The sequence below is a fragment of the Streptomyces sp. NBC_01089 genome, assembly GCF_045162975.1.
Classification (GTDB): Bacteria; Actinomycetota; Actinomycetes; order Streptomycetales; family Streptomycetaceae; genus Streptomyces.
The window spans coordinates 1,185,307-1,206,379 of the sequence record NZ_CP108660.1; the positions used below are offsets into that span (position 1 = coordinate 1,185,307).

Annotated in this window: 15 protein-coding genes; 10 read left to right on the forward strand and 5 right to left on the reverse strand. The window is 73.6% G+C overall.

Features of this window, described 5'->3' with window-relative positions; all coding sequences use genetic code 11:
- Positions 1–299: 299 nt before the first annotated feature.
- Positions 300–2,357 (forward strand): phosphocholine-specific phospholipase C, encoded by a 2,058-nt coding sequence (locus tag OG510_RS05245; RefSeq protein WP_406135535.1) that lies wholly within the window; start codon positions 300–302, stop codon positions 2,355–2,357.
- Between the two features lie 143 nt (positions 2,358–2,500).
- Here the strand turns inward: OG510_RS05245 and OG510_RS05250 are convergent, their stop codons facing one another.
- Positions 2,501–4,633, reverse strand: a complete 2,133-nt coding sequence (locus OG510_RS05250; RefSeq protein ID WP_406135536.1) for an alkaline phosphatase family protein — start codon at positions 4,631–4,633, stop codon at positions 2,501–2,503.
- Between the two features lie 359 nt (positions 4,634–4,992).
- Here OG510_RS05250 and OG510_RS05255 point away from each other — a divergent pair, with 359 nt between their 5' ends.
- The 6 genes from OG510_RS05255 (at position 4,993) to OG510_RS05280 (ending at position 10,712) form a co-directional block, all read left to right on the forward strand.
- Positions 4,993–5,763: an MBL fold metallo-hydrolase gene (locus OG510_RS05255; RefSeq protein WP_406135537.1), complete on the forward strand. Its 771-nt coding sequence runs from the start codon at positions 4,993–4,995 to the stop codon at positions 5,761–5,763.
- An 11-nt stretch (positions 5,764–5,774) separates the two neighbouring features.
- Positions 5,775–6,392, forward strand: a complete 618-nt coding sequence (locus tag OG510_RS05260; RefSeq protein ID WP_406135538.1) for a DedA family protein — start codon at positions 5,775–5,777, stop codon at positions 6,390–6,392.
- Between the two features lie 188 nt (positions 6,393–6,580).
- Positions 6,581–7,549, forward strand: a complete 969-nt coding sequence (locus OG510_RS05265) for an alpha/beta hydrolase (protein WP_406135539.1) — start codon at positions 6,581–6,583, stop codon at positions 7,547–7,549.
- Positions 7,542–8,741: an acyltransferase gene (locus tag OG510_RS05270; protein ID WP_406135540.1), complete on the forward strand. Its 1,200-nt coding sequence runs from the start codon at positions 7,542–7,544 to the stop codon at positions 8,739–8,741. Before OG510_RS05265 ends, OG510_RS05270 begins: the two co-directional genes overlap by 8 nt.
- Positions 8,728–10,047, forward strand: a complete 1,320-nt coding sequence (locus tag OG510_RS05275) for a sensor histidine kinase (RefSeq protein WP_406135541.1) — start codon at positions 8,728–8,730, stop codon at positions 10,045–10,047. The genes OG510_RS05270 and OG510_RS05275 overlap by 14 nt, the downstream gene beginning before the upstream one ends.
- A complete protein-coding gene (locus OG510_RS05280; protein WP_406135542.1) occupies positions 10,044–10,712 on the forward strand; it encodes a response regulator in 669 nt (222 codons plus the stop codon). The genes OG510_RS05275 and OG510_RS05280 overlap by 4 nt, the downstream gene beginning before the upstream one ends.
- Here OG510_RS05280 and OG510_RS05285 read toward each other — a convergent pair.
- On the reverse strand, positions 10,706–11,929 hold the full coding sequence (locus OG510_RS05285; RefSeq protein WP_406135543.1) for an MBL fold metallo-hydrolase: 1,224 nt from the start codon (positions 11,927–11,929) through the stop codon (positions 10,706–10,708). The two genes, OG510_RS05280 and OG510_RS05285, sit on opposite strands and share 7 nt — an antisense overlap.
- Positions 11,930–11,960: 31 nt before the next feature.
- Positions 11,961–13,178, reverse strand: a complete 1,218-nt coding sequence (locus OG510_RS05290; RefSeq protein ID WP_406135544.1) for an aminotransferase class I/II-fold pyridoxal phosphate-dependent enzyme — start codon at positions 13,176–13,178, stop codon at positions 11,961–11,963.
- 308 nt (positions 13,179–13,486) lie between these two features.
- Between OG510_RS05290 and OG510_RS05295 the strand changes: the two genes are divergently transcribed.
- Entirely contained in the window at positions 13,487–14,992 is a 1,506-nt protein-coding gene (locus OG510_RS05295; RefSeq protein WP_406135545.1) for a bifunctional phosphatase PAP2/diacylglycerol kinase family protein, read from the forward strand.
- A gap of 611 nt (positions 14,993–15,603) precedes the next feature.
- Here OG510_RS05295 and OG510_RS05300 read toward each other — a convergent pair.
- Positions 15,604–17,484: a transketolase gene (locus OG510_RS05300; protein ID WP_406135546.1), complete on the reverse strand. Its 1,881-nt coding sequence runs from the start codon at positions 17,482–17,484 to the stop codon at positions 15,604–15,606.
- Between the two features lie 322 nt (positions 17,485–17,806).
- On the opposite strand from OG510_RS05300, the gene OG510_RS05305 reads away from it, so the two are divergent.
- Together OG510_RS05305 and OG510_RS05310 are read left to right on the forward strand one after the other, a co-directional pair.
- Entirely contained in the window at positions 17,807–18,616 is an 810-nt protein-coding gene (locus tag OG510_RS05305; RefSeq protein ID WP_406135547.1) for a methyltransferase domain-containing protein, read from the forward strand.
- Positions 18,617–18,696: 80 nt separating this feature from the next.
- On the forward strand, positions 18,697–19,071 hold the full coding sequence (locus tag OG510_RS05310; protein ID WP_406135548.1) for a VOC family protein: 375 nt from the start codon (positions 18,697–18,699) through the stop codon (positions 19,069–19,071).
- Positions 19,072–19,116: 45 nt separating this feature from the next.
- Here OG510_RS05310 and OG510_RS05315 read toward each other — a convergent pair whose 3' ends face one another.
- Complete coding sequence (locus OG510_RS05315) at positions 19,117–21,057, reverse strand: DUF5107 domain-containing protein (RefSeq protein ID WP_406135549.1); 1,941 nt, start codon at positions 21,055–21,057, stop codon at positions 19,117–19,119.
- Between the last annotated feature and the right edge of the window lie 16 nt (positions 21,058–21,073).

Sequence of the window (21,073 nt, forward strand, 5' to 3'; positions counted from 1 at the left end):
GCGGCGAGGCGGGCGGGCGTCAGCGGACCGGGCGGGCGACGGTTCGGGCACGCGACGTCGGCCGGGCGGGCACGCGGCGGCGGGCCGGGCGGCCGCACGGCGGTTCGGGCGCGCGACGTCAGACCGGGCCGGCGAGTTGTCTGAACAAGTCGGGGGAAGACTGCCCGGAATCGGCCGAGTTGTTCGCTCCAAATGCCATGTTCCGTCACTCGCCTGTCACCAGCTCTTCCCTTTCACCCCGTCATCTGGGAAGACTCGACTGGATCATTCCCCTCACATCGCGAGAGGTCCCCCTCCACATGCCTCAGTTCAATCGCCGCCGCTTCCTTCAGATCGCGGGCGCGACCGCGGGCTTCTCGGCCCTGTCGAACAGCATCGACCGCGCCGCCGCCATCCCCGCGAAGCGCAGCTCGGGAACGATCGAGGACGTCGAGCACATCGTCGTCCTGATGCAGGAAAATCGTTCGTTCGACCACTACTTCGGTGCCATGAAGGGCGTCCGCGGCTTCGGCGACCCCCGCCCGGTGACCCCGGTGGACGGCAAGCCGGTCTGGTACCAGTCGGACGGCGCCAAGGACGTTCTGCCCTACCACCCGGACGCCGAGGACCTCGGGATGAAGTTCATCGCCGGTCTCGACCACGACTGGGCCGGCGGCCACCAGGCGTGGAACCAGGGCAAGTACAACCAGTGGATCCCGGCCAAGACCGCCGGCACAATGGCCCATCTGAACCGCGAGGACATCCCGTTCCACTACGCGCTGGCCGACGCGTTCACGGTGTGCGACGCCTACCACTCGTCGTTCATGGGGGCCACCGACCCCAACCGCTACTACCTGTGGTCGGGGCACGTCGGCAACGACGGCAAGGGTGGCGGCCCGGTGCTCGGCAACGCCGAGGCCGGGTACGACTGGACGACGTACCCGGAGCGCCTGGAGCAGTCAGGGGTCTCCTGGAAGATCTACCAGGACATCGGTGACGGCCTGGACAAGAACGGTTCCTGGGGCTGGATCGACGACGCCTACCGCGGCAACTACGGCGACAACTCGCTGCTGTACTTCAACAAGTACCGCAACGCCAAGGCCGGGGACCCGCTGTACGACAAGGCGCGCACCGGCACGAACGCCAAGAACGGCGACGGCTTCTTCGACCTGCTCCGCGCCGACGTGAAGGCGGACAAGCTCCCCCAGATCTCCTGGGTGGTCGCCCCGGAGGCGTTCTGCGAGCACCCCAACTGGCCCGCCAACTACGGCGCCTGGTACGTCTCCCAGGTACTGGACGCGCTGACGTCGAACCCGGAGGTGTGGAGCAAGACCGCGCTCTTCGTCACCTACGACGAGAACGACGGCTACTTCGACCACGCCGTCCCGCCGTTCCCGCCCGCCTCCGCCGACCGGGGCCTGTCCACGGTGGACACCTCGCTCGACTACTTCCCCGGCGACGCCAGTTACGGCGCGGGGCCCTACGGACTCGGCCAGCGCGTCCCGATGACCGTCGTCTCCCCCTGGAGCACCGGCGGCTACGTCTGTTCCGAGGTCTTCGACCACACGTCGGTCATCCGCTTCATGGAGCGCCGCTTCGGTGTGTCGGAGCCGAACATCTCGCCCTGGCGGCGCGCCATCTGCGGTGACCTGACCTCCGCCTTCGACTTCGGTCTGCAGAACACCAAGCCGGCCACCCTGCCCGACACCGACGGTTTCCGGCCGCCGGACAACAAGCGGCACGACAGCTACGTACCCAAGGCGCCCGCCGACCCGGCGCTGCCCAAGCAGGAGGCGGGGTCGCGGCCGTCGCGCCCGCTGCCGTACGCCCCGCTGGTGGACGGTGCAGCGGCGCCGTCCGACGGCAAGTTCACGCTCACCTTCAGCGGCGGCGTGCACGCCGGGGCCTGCTTCACGGTGACATCGGCCAACCGCGGCGACGGGCCGTGGACGTACACCGCCGAGGCCGGAAAGACGCTCTCGGACACCTGGAACACGTCCTACTCCAAGGGGTCCTACGATCTGTCCGTGTTCGGCCCGAACGGCTTCCTCCGTACGTTCAAGGGCCCCGGCTCCACCGCGGGCCCCGAGGTGACCGCCCGCCACCGCGCGGGCGACGGCTCGGTCGAGCTGACGCTGACCAACGCGGGCGCCGCCGACTGCCATCTCACCGTCACCAACGCGTACGGCGGCAAGAGCGAGACCTTCACGGTCCGCAAGGGGAAGACCGTGGTGCACACGGTGGACCTGCGCTCGACTCAGCGGTGGTACGACCTGACCGTGGTCTCGGACCTGGACAGCGGCTATCTGCGGCGGCTTGCCGGACATGTCGAGAACGGCAGGCCCGGGGTGAGCGACCCGGCGATCATCACCGGCTGACCGCCACCGGTGCCGGGTCCCGTCGGCCGGGGCCCGGCACCGGGACGCGCCGCCGGCACTCGGCACCCGGACGCCCCACCCGGACGCCCCACCAGCGCTCGGCACCCGGACGCGCCACCGGGCCCCGGCGGCTCCCGGGTCGGTCAGGCCGCTGCGTCGGGCGTGGTGTGGGGCGTGGTGTGGGGCGTGGTGTGGGGCGTGGCGCCGTCCGGCACCGGGGCGGCCGGGACCACCGGGCCGCCACCGAGCGGCACCTGCGGCCCCTCGCACTCGGACAGCCAGCGCCGCAGGACGCCGTGCACCCGCTCGGCGCCGACCAGCTCCTGGCCCTCGTCCACCGGTGCCGAGAGGTCGAGCGGCGCCAGCAGGAAGGGCGCCGACTGCTCACCGCCGAGGCCGCCGTGCGAGCCGATCTGCCCCTCGAAGGCGTGCACGGAGCCGGTCTCCGGGTCGTACATCGAATTGACCATGACATCGGCGACATGCGGGAACGCGTCCGTCCTGCGTACGGCGTCGGCGGCGCCCGGCCCGAAGCCCGCGAGCGGGCCATCGCCGTCGGCCAGCAGGGCGACGGGCACCTCGGCGCCGTCCGCCCCGAGCACCACCGAGCCGTGCTCCTCGCTCGCGAGCAGCAGGAAGCCGATCCCCGGGTGGTTGGCCAGGGTGGGCAGCAGCGCCGGGTGGCGGCGGTCCAGCTGTTCGCGCGTCATCCGCCCCGGCACGTCGGGGAAGGAGATCAGCCCGAGGTTCCCGGAGGCCAGCACCACCGGGTCGGAGCCGGGGTCGGGCGGGGTCTCGTCGCCGGGCGGCACCGGGCGGTGCAGCACCACACGGACCGCCGCCCGCGCCTCCGAACCGCTCCTCGTCCGCTGCGCCCGGCGCGGCACCGGCAGCCCGCAGCCCGCCCGCACCAGGTCCTTGAGGGTCAGCCCGTAGGCGCCCTCGAAGGTCTGCCCGGGGCTCTGCCCGTGGTCGGAGAGCAGCACGACGCGGTACGGGCGCGGCGCGTGCTCCTCGGCCTTCGCGATCAGGGCCAGCGAACGGTCCAGCCGCGCCAGCACCTTCGCCGCGTCCCTGCTGTGCGGGCCGCTGTGGTGCGCCACCTCGTCGTACGCCACCAGGTCGGCGTAGACAGCGGTGCGCCCGGCGAACATGTCGCCTATCACCGCGGACACCACCACATCGCGCTCCACGACGGTCGCGAAGGCCCTGATGAACGGGTAGAGGCCGCCGCGCTTGATGCGCGGCTCCTCCTGCCGGGCGCGGGCCCGGGTCGACTGGCCGATCTCCCGGCCGACCTCGGCGAAGAACGAGATGGCGGTACGGACGGCGTTGGCCGGGTCGGAGAAGTACGCGAAGTAGCCGGCCCGGGAGCGGTGGTCGCGGTCCCGGCGTGCGGCGACCGAGAGGACCAGGGCCAGCTCGTCGGCGCCGCCGCTGAACAGGTTCCCGCGGCTGGCGCCGTCCATCCTCAGCAGGCCGCTGTGGCCGGTACGGGCGGCCGCCCGGCGCTGCAGCTCGGCCGCGCTGGCCGGCCGGTTGCAGACCATCACATCGCCGGTCTCCTTCTCGTACCAGCGGAAGGCGGGGACGTCGTGGTTGGAGCCGTGCAGAATGCCCAGCTGGCTGGCGCCGGTCTGGCTGGACCAGTCGGTGCGCCAGGCGGCGAGCCGGTGGGTGGAGCCGATCCATCCGGCGACGGTGGGCATCAGCCCGTCGTGCACCGCGCGCAGCAGCGCCGCGTGGCCCACCCCGTCGAGCTGGAGGAAGACCGTGCCGTACGGTCCGCCGCGCCCGGTGTCCTCGCCGCGTCTGCGCCGTCTGCGGGAGGCGAGGCGCGAGAGCCTGCGGCGGTACGCCCCGTCGTCACGCACGGCGAGCGCGGTGGAGGTGGCGGATGCGACGGCGGACATCACGGCGGCCACCACGACGGCGGTCTCGGGGTTGGACGCGCCCCGGCCGTTCGGGATCAGGTCCAGGGCGACCAGCAGCAGCGAGCCGTTGAGGAAGAAGACCAGCAGGCCGAGGACGAGGGCGGGGACCAGCAGCAGCGCGCGTACGACCAGGGGCCACACCAGCGCGCTGAGCAGACCGAAGGCGGCGGCGCCCCACCCCGCGGTGATCGCCACGGTGGTGGCGCTGTCGCCGTTGACCGACTCCAGCTGGAAGTCCGGCAGGATCCCGGCGAGCGCCAGCATGGTCAGTGTGGACACGGCCCACACCACGATCACCCGGAACAGAGCGCTGCCGGCCCTGCGCCATCGCCCTGCCGCCACGCCTTTTCCACCTCACGTCCCGCGGGACCCCGGGTGGGCCCGCCGGCCAGCTTTTCACAGGACCGGACGGCGTCCGGCCCGCGGCCGCGGGCGGCCCGGGCACCGCCGGGTCCGGGGTGACACGGGTCACGGCGGGGACGAGTACCCGCAGGAGTGGCAGATCTTCCAGCCGTCCTGCGTGACGGCGAGGACACCTCCGCAGCGCGGACACTGCTCCGAGTACTGGGTCACGGAGCCTCCTCCCGTTTCGCCTGATCGCTACCCACCGTGCTCCCGGCACAGACGTGACACGCTGTCCCGGGAGCGGGCCGCACCGGGCCGTCCGCGGCCCGAGACGGCCAGACGTGAGGAGGCGGCAGGTGCCGGTCGATGTGACCTGGTGGGGACATGCCACATGTACGGTCGAGGACTCCGGGGTCCGGGTGCTGACCGACCCGCTGTTCACCCGCAGGCTGGCCCACCTCAGGCGCCGCCGCGGCGCGGTGCCGCCGCCCAGAGCGGCAGCCGCCCGCGCCGTCCTCGTATCGCATCTGCACGCCGACCATCTGCATCTGCCGTCGCTGGCCCGCCTCGCGCCCGGCACCACGCTGATCGTGCCGCGCGGCGCGGCCCGCGCCGTGCCGGGGCTGCGGCGGCTCGGGCTCGACATCACCGAGGTCGGCGCCGGTGACGAGGTGCGGGTCGCGGATCTGGTCGTCCGCGCGGTGCCCGCACGCCACGACGGCCGCCGGCTGCCCTTCGGCCCGCAGCGCGCGCCCGCGCTCGGCTTCGTCGTCAGCGGTGAGGCGCGGACCTACTTCGCCGGGGACACCGGCCTGTTCGACACGATGGCCGAGGCCGTGGGCGAGGTCGATGTGGCGCTGCTCCCCGTCGGCGGCTGGGGCCCCTTCCTCGGGCAGGAGCATCTGGACGCCCGGCGGGCGGCGGAGGCGCTGGCGGTCCTGCGGCCGCGCTCGGCGGTCCCGGTGCACTACGGCACGTACTGGCCGGTGGGGATGGACGGGGTGCGCCCGCACGAATTCCACACGCCGGGCGACGAGTTCGTACGGCAGGCCGCGCTGCTGGCCCCCGAGGTCTCCGTGTACCGGCTCACACACGGTGAACTGGTGCGGCCGGAGGTGGCCGGGTGATATCCGAACTGGTGAGCCAGGTACCTCCGGAGTCGACGCAGCAGGCCGTCGGTTATCCGTCGCTCTTCCTGCTGGTGGCCCTGGGGTCCCTGGTGCCGGTGGTGCCCACGGGCGCGCTGGTGAGTTCCGCGGCCGTGGTCGCCTTTCACCAGACCGATCCGCTGTCGCTGCTCTTCGTGTTCGCCGTGGCCTCGTTCGCCGCTTTCCTCGGGGACATGGCGCTGTACTGGCTCGGCCGGCGCGGGGTGCACTCCAGGAACGGTTCGCGCTGGCTGGAGGCGCTGCGCAAACGGGTCCCGCAGGCGCGTCTCGCGAAGTCGCAGAACCAGCTCGACCGGCACAGCAAGTCGGTGCTCGTCCTGTCGCGGCTGGTTCCGGCCGGGCGGATTCCGGTGATGCTGGCCTGTCTGCTCGGTGAGATGCCGCTGCGCGGGTTCGCCCGCGGTGACATCCCGGCCTGCCTCGCCTGGGCGGCCGCGTACCAGCTCATCGGCATCCTCGGCGGTTCGCTCTTCGACGAGCCCTGGAAGGGTGTGGTCGTGGCGGTGGCGCTCACCCTGCTGGTGAGCGGGGCGCCCGCCGCCTGGCGCAGGCTCAGGACGCGCGGCGGCTCACCGGCGCCGCGCTGAGCGCTCCCGGCGCCCCGCCGGAGCCGCCAACTTCCCTTCCGCCGGGCCCTGTTCCCGCCCCCTCCCCTACCCGTAGTACTGGGGAGTGACGCGGCAGGTTCGCTCCGGCGCGGGACGCCCGCCACCCGGTCCGCTCCATAACTTCAGTACCGGAAGCACGAAGACCGTCCGGTACGGAAGGACCAACCATGGCGTCCCGCCCGCACAACAGCCGACTCCGCCGCGCCCTGCTCGCCGCGCTCGTCACCGCTTCGGTGGCCGTGCCGGTGTCGGGTGCGGCCCGCCCCGCGGCCGTCCCCGCCCCGGCTCCCACGGCACTCGCCCCGCTGCGGACCGTGGCCCCCGCGGCCCTGGCCGCGCGGTACGCCGCGACCCGCTCCGACATCAGGGCGGCGGAGCGGACGGCCCTGGCCCACGGCGACACCCGACGGGCCGGTTCGCTGCGCGCCATGGCACGGCCGGGGCGCCACTTCCTCTCCTTCGACGGGCGCGACGGCGGCCGCACGGCCGAGGTGTTCGGGGATCTGTCCCGGGCCCGGCGGATCGCCGTACTGGTACCCGGTTCGGACACCGGCCTCGACCAGTACGGGCGGCTGCTGGCCGGTGCGGAGGCGCTCCACGAGCAGTTGGGCGGCGGGGCTGCCGTCGTGGCGTGGCTCGGCTACGCGGCACCGGCCACGGTGAGCACCCAGGTGCTGACGACCGGGCGCGCGGACGAAGCGGCCCCCGTACTGCGGCGCTTCGTCGGGGAGTTGGGCCGGGCCGCACCGGGGAACCGGATCTCGCTGCTGTGCCACTCCTACGGTTCGGTGGTCTGCGGCCGGGCCGCCGCCGGTCTCGACGTCGCCGACATCGTGCTGTACGGCAGCCCCGGCGCCGGGCGCGGCAGCGCCGCCGGTCTGCGCACCCCGGCGACCATCTGGGCCGCCCGGGGCCGCGGCGACTGGATCGCCGATGTGCCCCACGTACGGATCCCGCTGCCGTCCGGCACGCTCGGGCTCGGCGCTGATCCGGTCTCGGCGGGCTTCGGCGCCCGGGTCTTCGACGCGGGCGGCGGCGGCCACAGCGACTATCTGAAGCCCGGTTCGCTGTCGCTGGCGAACCTCGCCCGGATCGTCGTGGGGCAGGCACCCGCCGGGGAGGTCCGCCATGCGTGAACTGATCCGGCGGATCGAATTGGCGACGCCGCCCGGCCGCGACCGGGCCGTCGACGCGCTGCGCGCCCTCGCGATTCTCGGCGTGGTGCTGGGCCACTGGCTGGTGACCGCGCTGGTCGCCGACAGCGGCACGGTGCACGGCGCGAGCCCGCTGCAGTACCTGCCCCGACTCGCCCCGGTCTCCTGGCTGTTCCAGACCCTGGCGGTGTTCTTCCTGGTGGGCGGCCGGGTGGGCGCGACGAGTTACGCGAAGGGCCGCGCCCGGGGCGTCGGCTACCGGCAGTGGCTGGGAGCCCGGCTGGTCCGGCTGAGCAGGCCGGTGGCCGCCCTGCTCGTGGTGTGGGCCGTGGCGGCCGCGGTGATGCTCGTGGCGGGCGTCGGCGCGCCGACGGTGCATACGCTGCTCAAGCTGGTGCTGTCCCCGCTGTGGTTCCTGCTGGTCTTCGCGGGGCTCACCGCGGCGACCCCGCTGGTCACCCGGTTGCACCCGCTGTGGCCGGTCGCCGTGGTGCTGCATGTCGATCTGATCCGCTTCGGCCTGGGCGGCCCGTCCTGGCTCGGCTGGGTCAATGTGGCGGCGGGCTGGCTCGTTCCGTACTGCCTGAGCGCGGTCTGGGCAGGCGGAGCGCTCAAGGGGCGCCGGACGGCATGGACCCTGCTGCTGGGCGGGGCCGCGGTCACCGCGGGGCTCGTCCTGTGGGGCGGATATCCGGCGTCCATGGTGGGCGTGCCCGGCTCCCGGATATCCAACCTCGATCCGCCCACCCTGGCCGCCGTCGCGTTCGGTCTGGCCCAGTGCGGAGCCGCTCTGCTGCTGCTCGGCCCGTTGCGGCGGGCGCTGGCCCGGCCGGCCGCCTGGGCGGCTGTCGCGCTGGTCAACCTCTCCGCGATGACCGTCTTTCTCTGGCACCAGACCGCGATGATGGCCGTCACCGCCGTCGGTATGCTCACCGGTCGGGTGCTGCCCGGTCTGCACACCGTCCCGGACGGCTGGGGGTGGGTGCTCACCCGGCTGGTCTGGCTGCCGGTGTTCGCCGCCGCGCTGCTGGTGTGCTGGGCCGCGTTCCACCCGTACGAGCAGGGGCGGCGGCGCGGGCGCAGCACGGTCGTAAGGACCGGGACGGCGCCCGTGACGGGGGTTCCGGGAGTTCCCGGTGTTGCGAGGGGGGAGACGCACCATGGCCACGCCTGAGGTGGAGCGGGTGGCACGGGGGCAGCGGTGGCGGGAGCGGCTCAGGGCCGCCCTGCGGAGCGCGCCACGCGCCCTGGTCCGGGACCTGACCCTGCCGTCCGATCCGCTGCCCGCCGCGGGACAGCCCGGATATCCCGTCTGGCGGCCGGTGATGGCCATTCTGCTGATCATCTGCGCCGCGCTGCTCGCACCGCTCCAGATCGGCTCTCTGCAACCGAACGGCGGTGGCGCCGTCCCCGGCCTGACGGTGCTGTTCGGCATCGGCCAGGCGGTGGCCCTGGTGACCGGGCTGTTCCGTCCGCTGCCCGCCTGGTGGGCGTCGACGGCTCTGATGGTCGCGCTCACGTGTGTCACCGAGCCGGGGATCGGTCCTGGTGTGCTCTTCCCCTGGACCCTTCCGGGGATGTTCCTGACCGGCGGTTCGCTGTTCCTGCTGGCGCTGCGGGTGCGGCCCCGGCGGGCCGGCGGGGCGCTGGTGGTCACGCTGCTCGCCGGTGCGGCCTGTGCCCTGTTCACCGCGCGGCCGCACAACTACGACATCGACCGGATGGTGCCCGTGCTGCTGGCCGTCGTGGTGGTCGGCTCATCGCTGCGCGGGCTGCGCAAGGCCCGCAGGGAGACCGACGCCCAGGCCGAACTCACCGCCGAGGAAAGGGCCCTGCGCACCCTCCTGGAGGAGCGCAACCGCATCGCCCGCGAACTCCACGACGTCGTGGCGCACCACATGTCGGTCATCTCCATCCAGGCGCAGGTCGCCCCGCATCTGGTCGACGACCCGTCGGACGAGCTGCGGGAGAACCTCGCGGGCATCCGCGAGAACGCGGTGACCGCGCTCACCGAACTGCGCCGTGTCCTCGGCGTGCTGCGCGCCGACGACACATCGGCCGACGGTCTGCGGCAGGCGCCGCAGCCCACCCTGGACCAGCTGGACGCGCTGCTCGACCGGGTGCGTACGGCCGGACTCACCGTCACCGCCAGGACCACCGGAGGGCCGTGTCCGCTGTCGCCGGGCGTCGGGCTCACGGCGTTCCGTATCGTGCAGGAAGCGCTCAGCAATGTGCTGCGCCACGCGCCCGGAGCGGAGGTACAGGTGGAGATCGGGTACCGGTCGTCCGCCGTCGATGTGCGGGTCACCAACACCGCACCGGTCGGACCGCCCGCGTCGGCGCCCGCGCCCGGCACCGGCCATGGGCTGCTGGGCATGCGGGAGCGTGCCGCCATGCTGGGCGGCGACTTCGCCGACGGGCCGACCCCGGGCGGCGGGTACGAGGTGTCGGCGATACTCCCCCTGGAGGGGCCCTCATGACCATCCGGGTACTGATCGCCGACGACCAGATGATGGTCCGTCAGGGCTTTACGGTGCTGCTCAACGCCGAACCGGACATCGAGGTCGTCGGCCAGGCCGTCGACGGCCTCGACGCCATCGACCGGGTCGCCGAACTCGCCCCGGACGTCGTCCTGATGGATATCCGGATGCCCGGACTCGGTGGCATCGACGCCACCCGCCGGATCACCGGCCCGGCCGGGGCGACCGTACGGGTCCTGGTGCTGACGACCTTCGATCTCGACGAGTACGTGTACGAGGCGCTCCGCGCGGGCGCGGCGGGCTTCCTCCTCAAGGACGCGTCGGCCGACGAACTCGCCCGCGCCGTGCGGGTGGTGGCGGCCGGTGACGCACTGCTCGCGCCGAACATCACCAGGCGCCTCATCGCCGAGTTCTCCCGGGTGACCAGCTCCCCGCGTTCCGCGCCCAAGGGCCGGGCCGGGGACCTGACCGAGCGTGAGACCGAGGTGCTCTCCCTCATCGCCCAGGGCCTGTCCAACGCGGAGATCGCCGGGCGTCTGGTGGTGGCCGAGCAGACCGTGAAGACCCATGTGAGCCGGATCCTGGTCAAGCTGGGCCTGCGCGACCGGACCCAGGCCGCCGTCTTCGCGTACGAGTCGGGGCTGGTGCGTCCCGCGGGTTACTGAGAGCCCGTGGCCCGCCGGTCGGCTGCGGGCACCTCCTGGAGCACCCTGGATCCGCCGACCGGCAGGTCCCAGAGGTCGTCGCGCGGCCGGCCCGCCAGCTCCCAGGCCGCACGGACCCGGGTGAGCGGTTCGAGCACCGGCTCGGCGGAGAGCAGGAACGCACCCCAGTGCATCGGCGCCATCCGGCGCGCGCCCAGGTCCTCGCAGGCCGCCACCGCCTCCTCTGGGTCGGTGTGCACGGGCCCCAGCATCCAGCGCGGTTCGTACGCACCGATCGGCAGCAGCGCCAGATCGATGCCCGGGTGGCGGTGGCCGATCTCCCGGAACCAGTGGCCGTAACCGGTGTCGCCCGCGAAGTACACCCGCTGCCCGCGCCCGTCGGTGAGGACCCAGCCGCCCCAGAGCGAGCGGCAGGTGTCCGTCAGGGTGCGCTTGGACCAGTGGTGGGCCGGTACGAAGTCGAAGCGGACACCGCCGGTCTCGGCCGACTCCCACCAGTCCAGCTCGGTGACACGGGTGAAGCGCCGGCGCCGGAACCAGCGGGCCAGGCCCGCCGGCACGAACAGCGGGGTGTCGCGCGGGAGCCGCTTGATGGTGGGGGCGTCCAGGTGGTCGTAGTGGTTGTGGCTGATGACGACGGCGTCGATCTTCGGCAGGTCGGCCCAGCGGACCCCGACGGGTGTGACCCGGGCGGGCGTACCGAGGATCCGGCGCGACCAGACCGGATCGGTGAGGACGGTGAGACCGCCGATGCGTACCACCCAGCTGGCGTGCCCCGCCCAGCTGACGGCGATGGTGGTGGCGTCGGCCGCGGGGAGCGGGGCGGGGGCGTACGGCAGCAGCGGAATGTCGCGCAGCCCTTCGGAGCGCGGCCGCACGGCGCCCTCGCGGGCCAGTCTTGCCATCGCCCTGACACCGGGCAGCGGGGCGGTGAGCCGGTCGGCGAAGGACTTCGGCCAGAGCCTGGTCTCGCCGGGGGCCCGCAGGATGCCGGGGGTGCGGGGGCGGCGCCTGATGTGCGGCCTGGCCTGGGTCTTCTTCGCTGTGGGGGTGGTCGGCGCGGCGGGTGCGCGCTGCCCGGTCCCGGCCTGCGGCTCGGCCGGGGCCTGCGGCTGTGATCGCGACTGCGGCTGTGCTTGCCGCGGTGACTGTGCTTGCGGCTGGGGCTGTGTTTCCGGCTGCGGCTCGGTGCGGGAGCTCTCGGTCTGTTCCGTCATCGAAGGGCTCCGTCCGGTGGCGGTGATTCGGTCATCTCAGTTGCTCCAGGGCCGTCGCGAAGTGCCTCAACGAGCGGGCCACATGCGGCAGTTCGAGTGGCTCCGCCGCGTTGAGGGACTCCAGACGCTCCTGCGGGGTTGATCCGACGAGCGGGCCGGTCGCGAGCCTCACCCGCAGGGCGGCCGGATCGTCACCGAAGCGGTGGCCTCCGGGTGCTGGTGCGCCGATCCGCTCCCCCAGGTACTCCTCCAGTTCCATCGCGTCGGTGACTCCCAGGGCCGCGAGGCCGGCGCGCAGCGGGCCGAGGTCCGCGTAGAGGTGACGGCCGGCCTGCGGGGGCCTGGCCAGCGCGCCCGCCGCGAGCACCGCGTGATGGGCCGCTGCGGCCAGCCGGGCGTGCAGCAGGGCCGCCCGCACCGCCCGTTCCCGTACGGCCGCCGGTTCGGTCAGTGCGTGGGCGGCCGCCGCTGCGACCGGCGCGGACACCGCCGCCCCGATCGCGGTGAGCGCGTCCAGCGTCCTGGCGCGCCGGGCGGCCCCGTCCGCGGTGCCGGCGAACCGGGCGACGGCGACCGGCCAGGCGGTCGGGGTGAGCGAACCCGCCAGGTCGCACAGGACGGTCACCTCGTCCGGCCACATCTCGGCGGGGCTGAGCAGCACCGTCTCGTGCGGCCGGTGGCCGGTGTCGCGCCAGCTCTCGTCGCTGATGATGTGCAGCCCCTCGGAGAGCGCGGCCTCGCACGCCTGGTGCAGCAGCTCGGGCGGGGCGGCGGTCGCGGTGGGGTCGTCGGCGACGGAGAGCAGCAGCAGCCGGGGGTTGCCGCCTTCGGCGCGCACTCTGCGTACGGTCTCCAGGAGCGCGTACGGATCGGGCACACCGCCGCACTCCGCCGGGGTGGGCACCGGGTAGGCGGACCGTCCGACGAGACGTGCCTGCGGTATCCACCAAGCGGGGCACGGACGGGGCAGCATGAGGTCGCCGCCGTCCGCCGCGAGGAGCGCGAGGAGCAGCGACTGGGCGCCGCTCGCGGCGGCCGTGTCGCCGGGCGCGCAGCCCAGTCCGCGGCGGTTCCAGTATCCGCAGGCCGCCGCCCGCAGCGCGGGTCCGCCGCCGGGCGGCTCGGGGTCGGTGCGGAAGGCGGCACCGGTGAGCGCTTCGGCCAGTTCGGGGAGCACCGGCAGTCCGGGGCCGGGGGCGGGCGGCCCGTAGCGGACCGGGCCACGGCTCTCCGGAACCGTCCGCTGCATGCCCGCACCTCCGCTGTCGCCGGCCCCCCGAGACCTTTATACGTAGCTTTGCCCGACCGGGCGACCGTGGCCACCGGGCCCCTGCGGGCCGGTGGCGCCCGCGACGTGCGACGACGCGCCGGGGCTGCGGAGGCATCTCCCGGGCCGGACGGGGTACGACGATCGTTCAGCAGAACCGCGCACAGCAGCGTCCGCCGCACGGGCAAGCACGGGCAGGCACGGGCAGGCACGAGCCCTGCACGGGCAGGTCCCGACAAGCACGGGCCGCCGTCCGGAACGCGCTGCGATCACCGAGAGGGTTGGTTTCCATGGCATCCGCCGTCCCCCACAGCGGCCCGGTCCGCATCGAACGGCTCACCGGCTGGCTCGGCGCCCGGGACCAGGCGCTGTTCCGGTCCGCGGCTGCCCGGCACTGGCCGGCCGCCGCGCCGGTCCTGCCCCGGCTGAGCCGCAGCGCCAACCACGGGCTGCTCTGGGTCGGCGCCGCCGCGGGGATCGCCGCTGTGGGCCGCTCGACCCGGGCGCGGCGGGCCGCGGTGCGCGGGGTGGCCTCGCTGGCCGTGGCGTCGGCCGTCGCCAACACGGTGGCCAAGCGCTCGGTCGGCAGAGCGAGACCGATACTGGACGCCGTACCGGTGATCAGGCAGCTCAAGCGGCAGCCGGTCACCTCGTCCTTCCCCTCCGGGCACGCGGCTTCGGCCGCCGCCTTCGCCACGGGAGTCGCGCTGGAGTCGAAGGGCTGGGGCGCGGTGGTCGCGCCGCTGGCCATCAGCGTCGCCGCCTCGCGGGTCTACACCGGGGTGCACTATCCGAGCGATGTGGTGATCGGGGCGGCGCTGGGGGTCGGCGCCGCCTTCGCGGTGCGCGGACTCGTACCGACCCGCGACCAGCTCCCCTCCCCCGGCCGCCCGCACACCGAGGCGCCGGTACTGCCGGGCGGCGAGGATCTCGTCGTGGTGGTCAACAAGGCGTCGGGGTCGGCGGCGGCCAAGTCGGCCCTGGTACGGGACGCGCTGCCGCTCGCCGACGTGGTGGAGTGCGAGCCCGGCGACCTGGTGGCGACCCTGGAGAAGGCGGCGCAGGACTGCCGGGCCCTGGGCATCTGCGGCGGGGACGGAACGGTCAACAGGGCGGCCGTGGTCGCGGCCCGGCACGGTGTGCCGCTGGCCGTCTTCCCCGGCGGGACGCTGAACCACTTCGCGTACGACATCGGGATCGAGGAGGTCCACGACACCTGCCGGGCGCTGGCATCGGGCGATGCGGTCAAGGTCGACCTGGGCAGGTTCACCCCGGGGCCCGACGGGCCCGACGGCGAGCCGGGGCACTTCCTCAACACCTTCAGCCTGGGCTCCTATCCGGAGCTGGTACGGATCAGGGAGCGCTGGTCACCGAAGATCGGCGGCTGGCCGGCCGGGGTGCTCGCCGCGGTGCGGGTGCTCAGCTCGCAGCGGCCGCTCCAGGCCGAGTTCCAGGGCGAGCAGCGGACCCTCTGGATGCTCTTCGCGGGCAACGGCATGTACCAGCAGATGGGGCCGACCCCCGGCCGGCGCTTCGATCTGGCGGACGGCCTGCTGGATGTCCGGGTGGTGCACGGCGGCCGGCTGCCGGGCCTGCGGCTGCTGGCCGCGGCGCTCGCGGGGCCGCTGTCCCGCTCCCCCGTCCACGCGGCGGAGCGGCTGCGCCGGGTCAAGGTCGCGGGACTCACGCCGGGCACGCCGCTCGCGTTCGACGGGGAGATCACCCGCGCACCGGCCGCACTCTGGATCGACAAGGCCGACGAGGCACTCACGGTCTACCGGCCGCTGCCGCTCTAGCTTCTGCGGCCGGGGCGCTGCCCGCTCGAACAACTGCGGCCCGGGCACTGCCCGCTCGAACACGTGCGGCCCGGGCGCCGCCGCTCCAGCAACTGCGGCCCGGGCGGCAGCTGCTCGGACCGTGCCGGTGCCAGCGGCTGCCGCGGCCCAGGCGCTGCCGCTCCAACAACTGCGGCCCGGGCACTGCCCGCTCGAACACGTGCGGCCCGGGCGCCGCCGCTCCAGCAACTGCGGCCCGGGCGGCAGCTGCTCGGACCGTGCCGGTGCCGATGGCTGCCGCCCGGCTGCTTCGGCCGCCCTGGCGGGTGACGTGGCTGCCGCCCGGCTGCTCCGGCCGCCTGGCAGGTGACGCTCCGGCCGCGTGGCAACAGCCCGCCCCACTGCGGCGCCGCACCCGGCCGCATGGCAACAGCCCGCGGCGCCGAACCCGGCGGCGTGGCAACACCCCGCTTCATCGCGGCGCCGCGTCCGGCCGGGTGGCCCGAGCCGGGCCCCCGGGCCGGCGTCGGAGGCCGCACCCCGGCCGGTGTCGGAGAAGCCGGGCCCCCGGCCGGTGCGGCAGCAACCCCGCCCCTGCCCAGGCGGCCGGGTTCGGGCGGCCGGGCGGTCGTTCAGGCGGCCGGGTTCGGGCGGATCACCGCTTTCTCCACCAGCAGCCGGGCGCCCGCGGCGATGCTCTGCGCGTCGATGCCGGCCGCGGCCAGCTGCTCCTGCGGTGTGGCCGACCCGGGCATGGTGCCGACCGCGAGCCTGACCAGCCGGGGTACCGGCCTGCCGTCCGCGAACGCCTCGGCGACCGCGTCCCCGAGACCGCCCTCCGGGTGGTGGTCCTCGACCGTGACCAGACAGCCCGTCTGGTCCGCCGCGGTCCGCAGGGTCCCCGCGTCCACGGGCTTGACCGAGTAGAGGTCGATCACCCGTACCGCGATGCCCTCCTCCGCCAGGATGTCGGCCGCCGCCAGGCACTCGTGGAGGGTCTGGCCCGCCCCGATCAGGGTCAGTTCGTCCTTGGCGCCGGAGCGCAGCACCTTGCTGCCGCCGACCGGGAACTCCTCGTCAGGTCCGTAGATGACCGGGGTCTCCCCGCGGTTCGTCCGCAGATAGCGGATGCCCCGCACATCGGCCATCTCCGCCACGAGCCTGGCCGTCTGGTTGGCGTCGCTCGGGTACAGGACCGTGCTGCCGTGGATCGAGCGGAACATCGCCAGGTCCTCGAGTCCCATCTGGGACGGGCCGTCCTGGCCGATCGCCGTACCGACGTGCGAGCCGACGACATTGATGTCGGCCTCGCCGATCGCCGCCATCCGGAAGAAGTCGTGCGCCCGGGTCAGGAACGAGGCGAAGCTGCACGCGAACGGCACATAGCCGCACGCCTGCATCCCGACCGCGCCCGCCGCCAGCTGCTGTTCGGCGATGTAGCACTCGAAGTACCGCTCGGGGTGCTTCTTCGAGAAGAACTGGGCGCGGGTCGAGTCGCCGACCTCCCCGTCCAGGACGACGACTTCGCCGCGCGCGGTGCCGAGCGCGGTGACCGCTTCGCCGAACGCGTTGCGTGTCGCGACCTCGTCGCCCTTGTCGTAGCGCGGCAGCACGAGATCGCCACCGCCGCCGGCCCGCCGCGGCTGTGCGTCGGCCGGCTTGTGCACGGCGACCCGGATGGAGCGCCGGCCGCCCAGCTCGTCGACGGCGGCCGCGGCGTCGGGCAGCGGCTTGCCGTGCCACCCTTCCTTGTCCTCGACGGCGGCCACCCCGCGCCCCTTGCGGGTACCGGCGATGATCGCGGTGGGCCGGTCGGTGACGCCGCGCACCTCCTCGTACGCGGCGTCGACGGCGCCGATGTCGTGCCCGTCGATCTCGACCGTGTGCCAGCCGAAGGCGCGCAGCCTGCGCCCGTACGCCGCCAGGTCCCGGCCGTGCCGTGTGGGGCCGCGCTGTCCGAGCCGGTTGACGTCCACGATCAGGGTCAGATTGCCCAGGTTCTCGAACCCGGCGTGCTCGGCCGCCTCCCAGACGGACCCCTCGGCCATCTCGCTGTCGCCGCTCAGTACCCAGACCCGGTAGTCCGCCCGGTCCAGGCACTTCCCGGCGAGCGCCATGCCCACCCCGACCGGCAGCCCCTGCCCCAGCGATCCGGTGGCCACATCCACCCAGGGGATGCGCGGCGTCGGGTGGCCTTCGAGGCGGCTGCCCTTCTTGCGGAAGGTGAGGAGTTCGTCGTCGTCAATGGCTCCCGCCGCGAGGTACATCGCGTACAGCAGCGGTGTGGCATGGCCCTTGGAGAGCACCAGCCGGTCGTTGCCCGGATGGTCGGGCCGGTCGAAGTCGTAGCGCAGATGCCGGGAGAGCAGTACGGCGGCCAGATCCGCCGCGGACATCGACGACGTGGGGTGGCCGGAGCCTGCCGCGTCCGCGGCGCGCACCGCGTCCACGCGCAGCTGCTGGGCCAGTTCGAAGAGTTCTGCGTTCTGATCCGTGCTCATTTCCGTGCTCATGGTCGTTCCCTTCCCGCGACCGGACCTTCAGCGTGGCCGGCGGTGCGGTGTCGAGCGGGCCCGCTCCTGGAGTGGGCGTGCCCCGGTTGCTCAGCCTGTCCCGGTCGCACTGCACCGCGTACCCGGTGGGCCGCGACGCGCACATGTTTCCCCGGCTTGGCGGCAGACCCGGATCCGGACCTCTTCCGTACCTCTCCTGCGGCGCTGGTGCCGCCCCACACCCACGTATCAGAATGCGAGATACGTATCTCACTATGCGGCAGAAGCATCTACGGTGGTGGCACCACTTCGGAGAGTTCGACGTCGAACAGGGAGATCCGCCATGCCGGAAGAGACCGCCGTCTACACCCACGGCCACCACGAGTCGGTGCTGCGCTCGCACACCTGGCGCACCGCCGCCAACTCCGCGGCCTATCTGGTGGACGAGCTCAAGCCCCATATGCGGATCCTGGACATCGGCTGCGGCCCCGGCACCATCACCGCCGACCTGGCGGCCCTGGTCCCGCAGGGCAGTGTCACCGGGGTGGACAGGGCGCCCGGGGTCCTGGAGAAGGCGCGGGCGCTGGCCGCCGAACGCGGCCTGACCAACACCGACTTCGGGGTAGCGGACGTCCACGCGCTGGACTACCCGGACGACACCTTCTGCGTGGTCCACGCGCATCAGGTGCTCCAGCATGTGGGCGACCCCGTGCAGGCGCTGCGCGAGATGCGGCGGGTCACCAAGCCCGGCGGCATCGTCGCGGTCCGTGAGAGCGACTACGGCGCGTTCACCTGGTACCCGGAGTCCCCGGTGATGGACGACTGGCTCGACCTGTACCACCGGGTCGCGCGCGGCAACGGCGCCGAGCCGGACGCCGGACGCCGGCTGTTCTCCTGGGCGCAGCAGGCAGGCTTCACGGACATCAGGCCGACGGCCACCAACTGGGTCTTCGCCACCGAGGACGAGCGCGCCTGGTGGAGCGGGCTGTGGGCGGACCGTACGACCGAATCGGTGTACGCGCAGCAGGCGGTCGACGGCGGCCACGCGACGCGGGAACAGCTGGCGGCGGTCTCGGACGGCTGGCGCGAGTGGGGCGCGCAGCAGGACGGCTGGTTCCTGGTGCCGCACGGCGAGGTGCTCTGCCGCGTCTGAGGCACCGGCCGGAGCGGCCGCATCACCTCTCCCGGCCCACTCCGGCCACCCCGCGCCCCTCGTCAACTAGGCTTCTCCGCATGGAGATCCTGGGAACCACGCTGCGAATCTGCGTCGCCGACCTCGAAGCTTCGGTGTTCTTCTACGAACGCCTCACCGGCGCCAAGGCGTTGCGCTTCGAGCGCGGCGGGGTGTCCGTCGCCGCGGTCGGCTTCTTCCTTCTGATGAGCGGTCCGGAGTCGGAGCTGGAGATTCTGCGCAAGGTGACGGCGACCATCGCGGTACGTGATGTCGACGAGGCCCTCACCACGCTCACCGACATCGGCGCACAGGTCATCGCGGGGCCGGTACCGACCCCGGTGGGCCGCAATCTGATCGCGGTCCACCCCGACGGGTCGGTGTTCGAGTACGTCGACAGGAACGGGGACGGCACCGGCAGCGGCACCACCGCCTGAGCCGTACGGCCACCGCCAGCCCCGGCGGGCCCCCTTCCGGGCCCGTCAGCTCTGCGGCCGCATCCGGTACTCGTACCGCTCCGGCAGCGGATCGTCCGTGAGGGCCGACCAGACCTCGTTGAGGATCTCGGCGCCCTCGCGGAGGTCCGCCACCTCGAAGCCCGCGTCGAAGATGGCGCGCGCCGCCCCCTTGTCCCCTTCGGCGAGCAGCAGTTGGGCCTCCACCAGCCGGAACCGGCCGCGCGCCCGGGTCTCCCGGTCCAGCCGCTTCCAGACGCCCCGCGCGTCACCGGTGCGTCCGACCGCGAGCAGTACGTCGATCGCCTCGCGTCCCAGGGCGGCGGTCACCGCGGTCCAGCTCGGGCCGGTCCTGCGCTCCTCGCAGAGGTCGTCGAACGCCTCCGCGTACCGGTCGGCCGCCCGCCCGTCATGGCCGTCGCACCGGTCGGCGACCGCGAGGCAGCGCAGCAGCGGCCAGCGGGACGGGGCCAGTTCGAGACCGCGCTCCCAGCTGCGCACCGCCTGGGCACGGTCGCCGCCGTGCCACTGCGCGATCCCCAGGTGGTACTCGGTCAGCGGTTCGGCGAGCGCCGTCTCCAGCATGTCCCGCCAGTGCCTGGAGACCAGTGAGGGGCCGGGCGGGGTGACCTTGCGGGGCGCCGGGAACGCACCCGAGCGGTACAGCTCGAGCCAGGGCTGCTGGTCGTCGCCGAGCGCCGACGCGTAGAACGGCGTGCCGGGCAACTGGTGCCCGCCGCGCAGCACTTCGAGCGCGCCCCAGCCGGACCCGGTGGCCAGCATCGTGTGCGGCTCGCGGTCCACACAGCCGCGCCACGCCTCGTGGGCGGCCTCCACCGCGTCCCGGGGCAGCGCGGCTTCGAGCCGGGCCTCCGCCTCGCCACGTGCCGCGGCCCAGTCGTCGCCGTGGACGGCCGACGCGTCCGCTTCGAGCGGCCCGTACGCCTCCAGCCAGCTGAACTCGGCGCCCCCTTCGAGGCGTACGTGCTCCAGCTGGGTACGGGCCAGACCCGCCTGGATCTCCGCGTACCCCTCGGTGCCAGGTTCGGTCAGCCACTGCTGCCAGCGCCGGCCGCCGGTGCCCGAACCCCACAGGAAGAGCTTGCGGCCGCGCAGCTGGTCGGTCGAGGTCTGGACGAGCCCCCGGCCCTCCGCGTCCAGCGAGGCGATCCATTTCCTCGCCTCGGGCGGAACCTCGTAGAAGTAGTCGGCCGGGTACTCGCTGCGCAGGGGGTACGTACGGTCGGCGCCGTTCCAGCCGGGCATCGGGACACGCCGCAGGCTGCGCTCGTAGCCGAAGTGCCACGCCTCGTCGGCGGGGGCCAGCACCCGGGTCGTCGGGCTCTCGGGCACCGCGATGTTGGACCACCAGTAGGTGGGCACCGGCTGCTCGTGCGGGTTGCGGATCCGCACGCCCACGTGGAGGAAGTCGGAGCCGTCGGGCAGCCAGAGGTCCACCTGGAAGGGCAGGTCGCGCAGCCGCTCCCACTCCCAGAGCCGGACCATGTCACCGCCGTCGGGCGCGGTCACCAGCGCGGCGTGCAGCGGGGCGCAGCTGAGGGTGGTGTGTCCGGTCGCGCCGATGTTCCACTCGATGCCGCCGGAGAACCAGGCGCCGTTCAGCGCGAAGTCGGCGGGCTGGAGCACCGGGTTGCGGTAGAGCAGCTCCCGTCCTGAGGGCTTGTGGAAGAGCGACTGGATACGGCCGCCGAGGCCGGGCAGCACGGTGGCCCGCAGCTGGTCGTTCTCGATCACGATGGTGTCGACGCGGGTGGGCGTGCGCTCCCTTCCGTACCCGTCGATGACACGCACCGGCAGCACACTGGTCAGCGGCCCGTACCCGACCTGACGGGCCATGTCGCGCGGGAGTCCGGCCCGTTCGTCGGCGTCGACGGTGTGTGTCTCGTCGAGCGGGCGCAGCGCCGGAAGCGGGTTCTCCGGCCCCAACGGGGCAGCGGGCAGCGTCATTACGGCACGTCGCACG

Bases quoted from the DNA above. Each gene is read 5' to 3' on its own strand.
- OG510_RS05245 (WP_406135535.1), top strand. From the start codon at position 300: ATGCCTCAGTTCAATCGCCGCCGCTTCCTTCAGATCGCGGGCGCGACC.
- OG510_RS05265 (WP_406135539.1), top strand. From the start codon at position 6,581: ATGGCGTCCCGCCCGCACAACAGCCGACTCCGCCGCGCCCTGCTCGCC.
- OG510_RS05270 (WP_406135540.1), top strand. From the start codon at position 7,542: ATGCGTGAACTGATCCGGCGGATCGAATTGGCGACGCCGCCCGGCCGC.
- OG510_RS05275 (WP_406135541.1), top strand. From the start codon at position 8,728: ATGGCCACGCCTGAGGTGGAGCGGGTGGCACGGGGGCAGCGGTGGCGG.
- OG510_RS05280 (WP_406135542.1), top strand. From the start codon at position 10,044: ATGACCATCCGGGTACTGATCGCCGACGACCAGATGATGGTCCGTCAG.
- OG510_RS05285 (WP_406135543.1), bottom strand. From the start codon at position 11,929: ATGACGGAACAGACCGAGAGCTCCCGCACCGAGCCGCAGCCGGAAACA.
- OG510_RS05290 (WP_406135544.1), bottom strand. From the start codon at position 13,178: ATGCAGCGGACGGTTCCGGAGAGCCGTGGCCCGGTCCGCTACGGGCCG.
- OG510_RS05295 (WP_406135545.1), top strand. From the start codon at position 13,487: ATGGCATCCGCCGTCCCCCACAGCGGCCCGGTCCGCATCGAACGGCTC.
- OG510_RS05300 (WP_406135546.1), bottom strand. From the start codon at position 17,484: ATGAGCACGGAAATGAGCACGGATCAGAACGCAGAACTCTTCGAACTG.
- OG510_RS05305 (WP_406135547.1), top strand. From the start codon at position 17,807: ATGCCGGAAGAGACCGCCGTCTACACCCACGGCCACCACGAGTCGGTG.
- OG510_RS05310 (WP_406135548.1), top strand. From the start codon at position 18,697: ATGGAGATCCTGGGAACCACGCTGCGAATCTGCGTCGCCGACCTCGAA.
- OG510_RS05315 (WP_406135549.1), bottom strand. From the start codon at position 21,057: ATGACGCTGCCCGCTGCCCCGTTGGGGCCGGAGAACCCGCTTCCGGCG.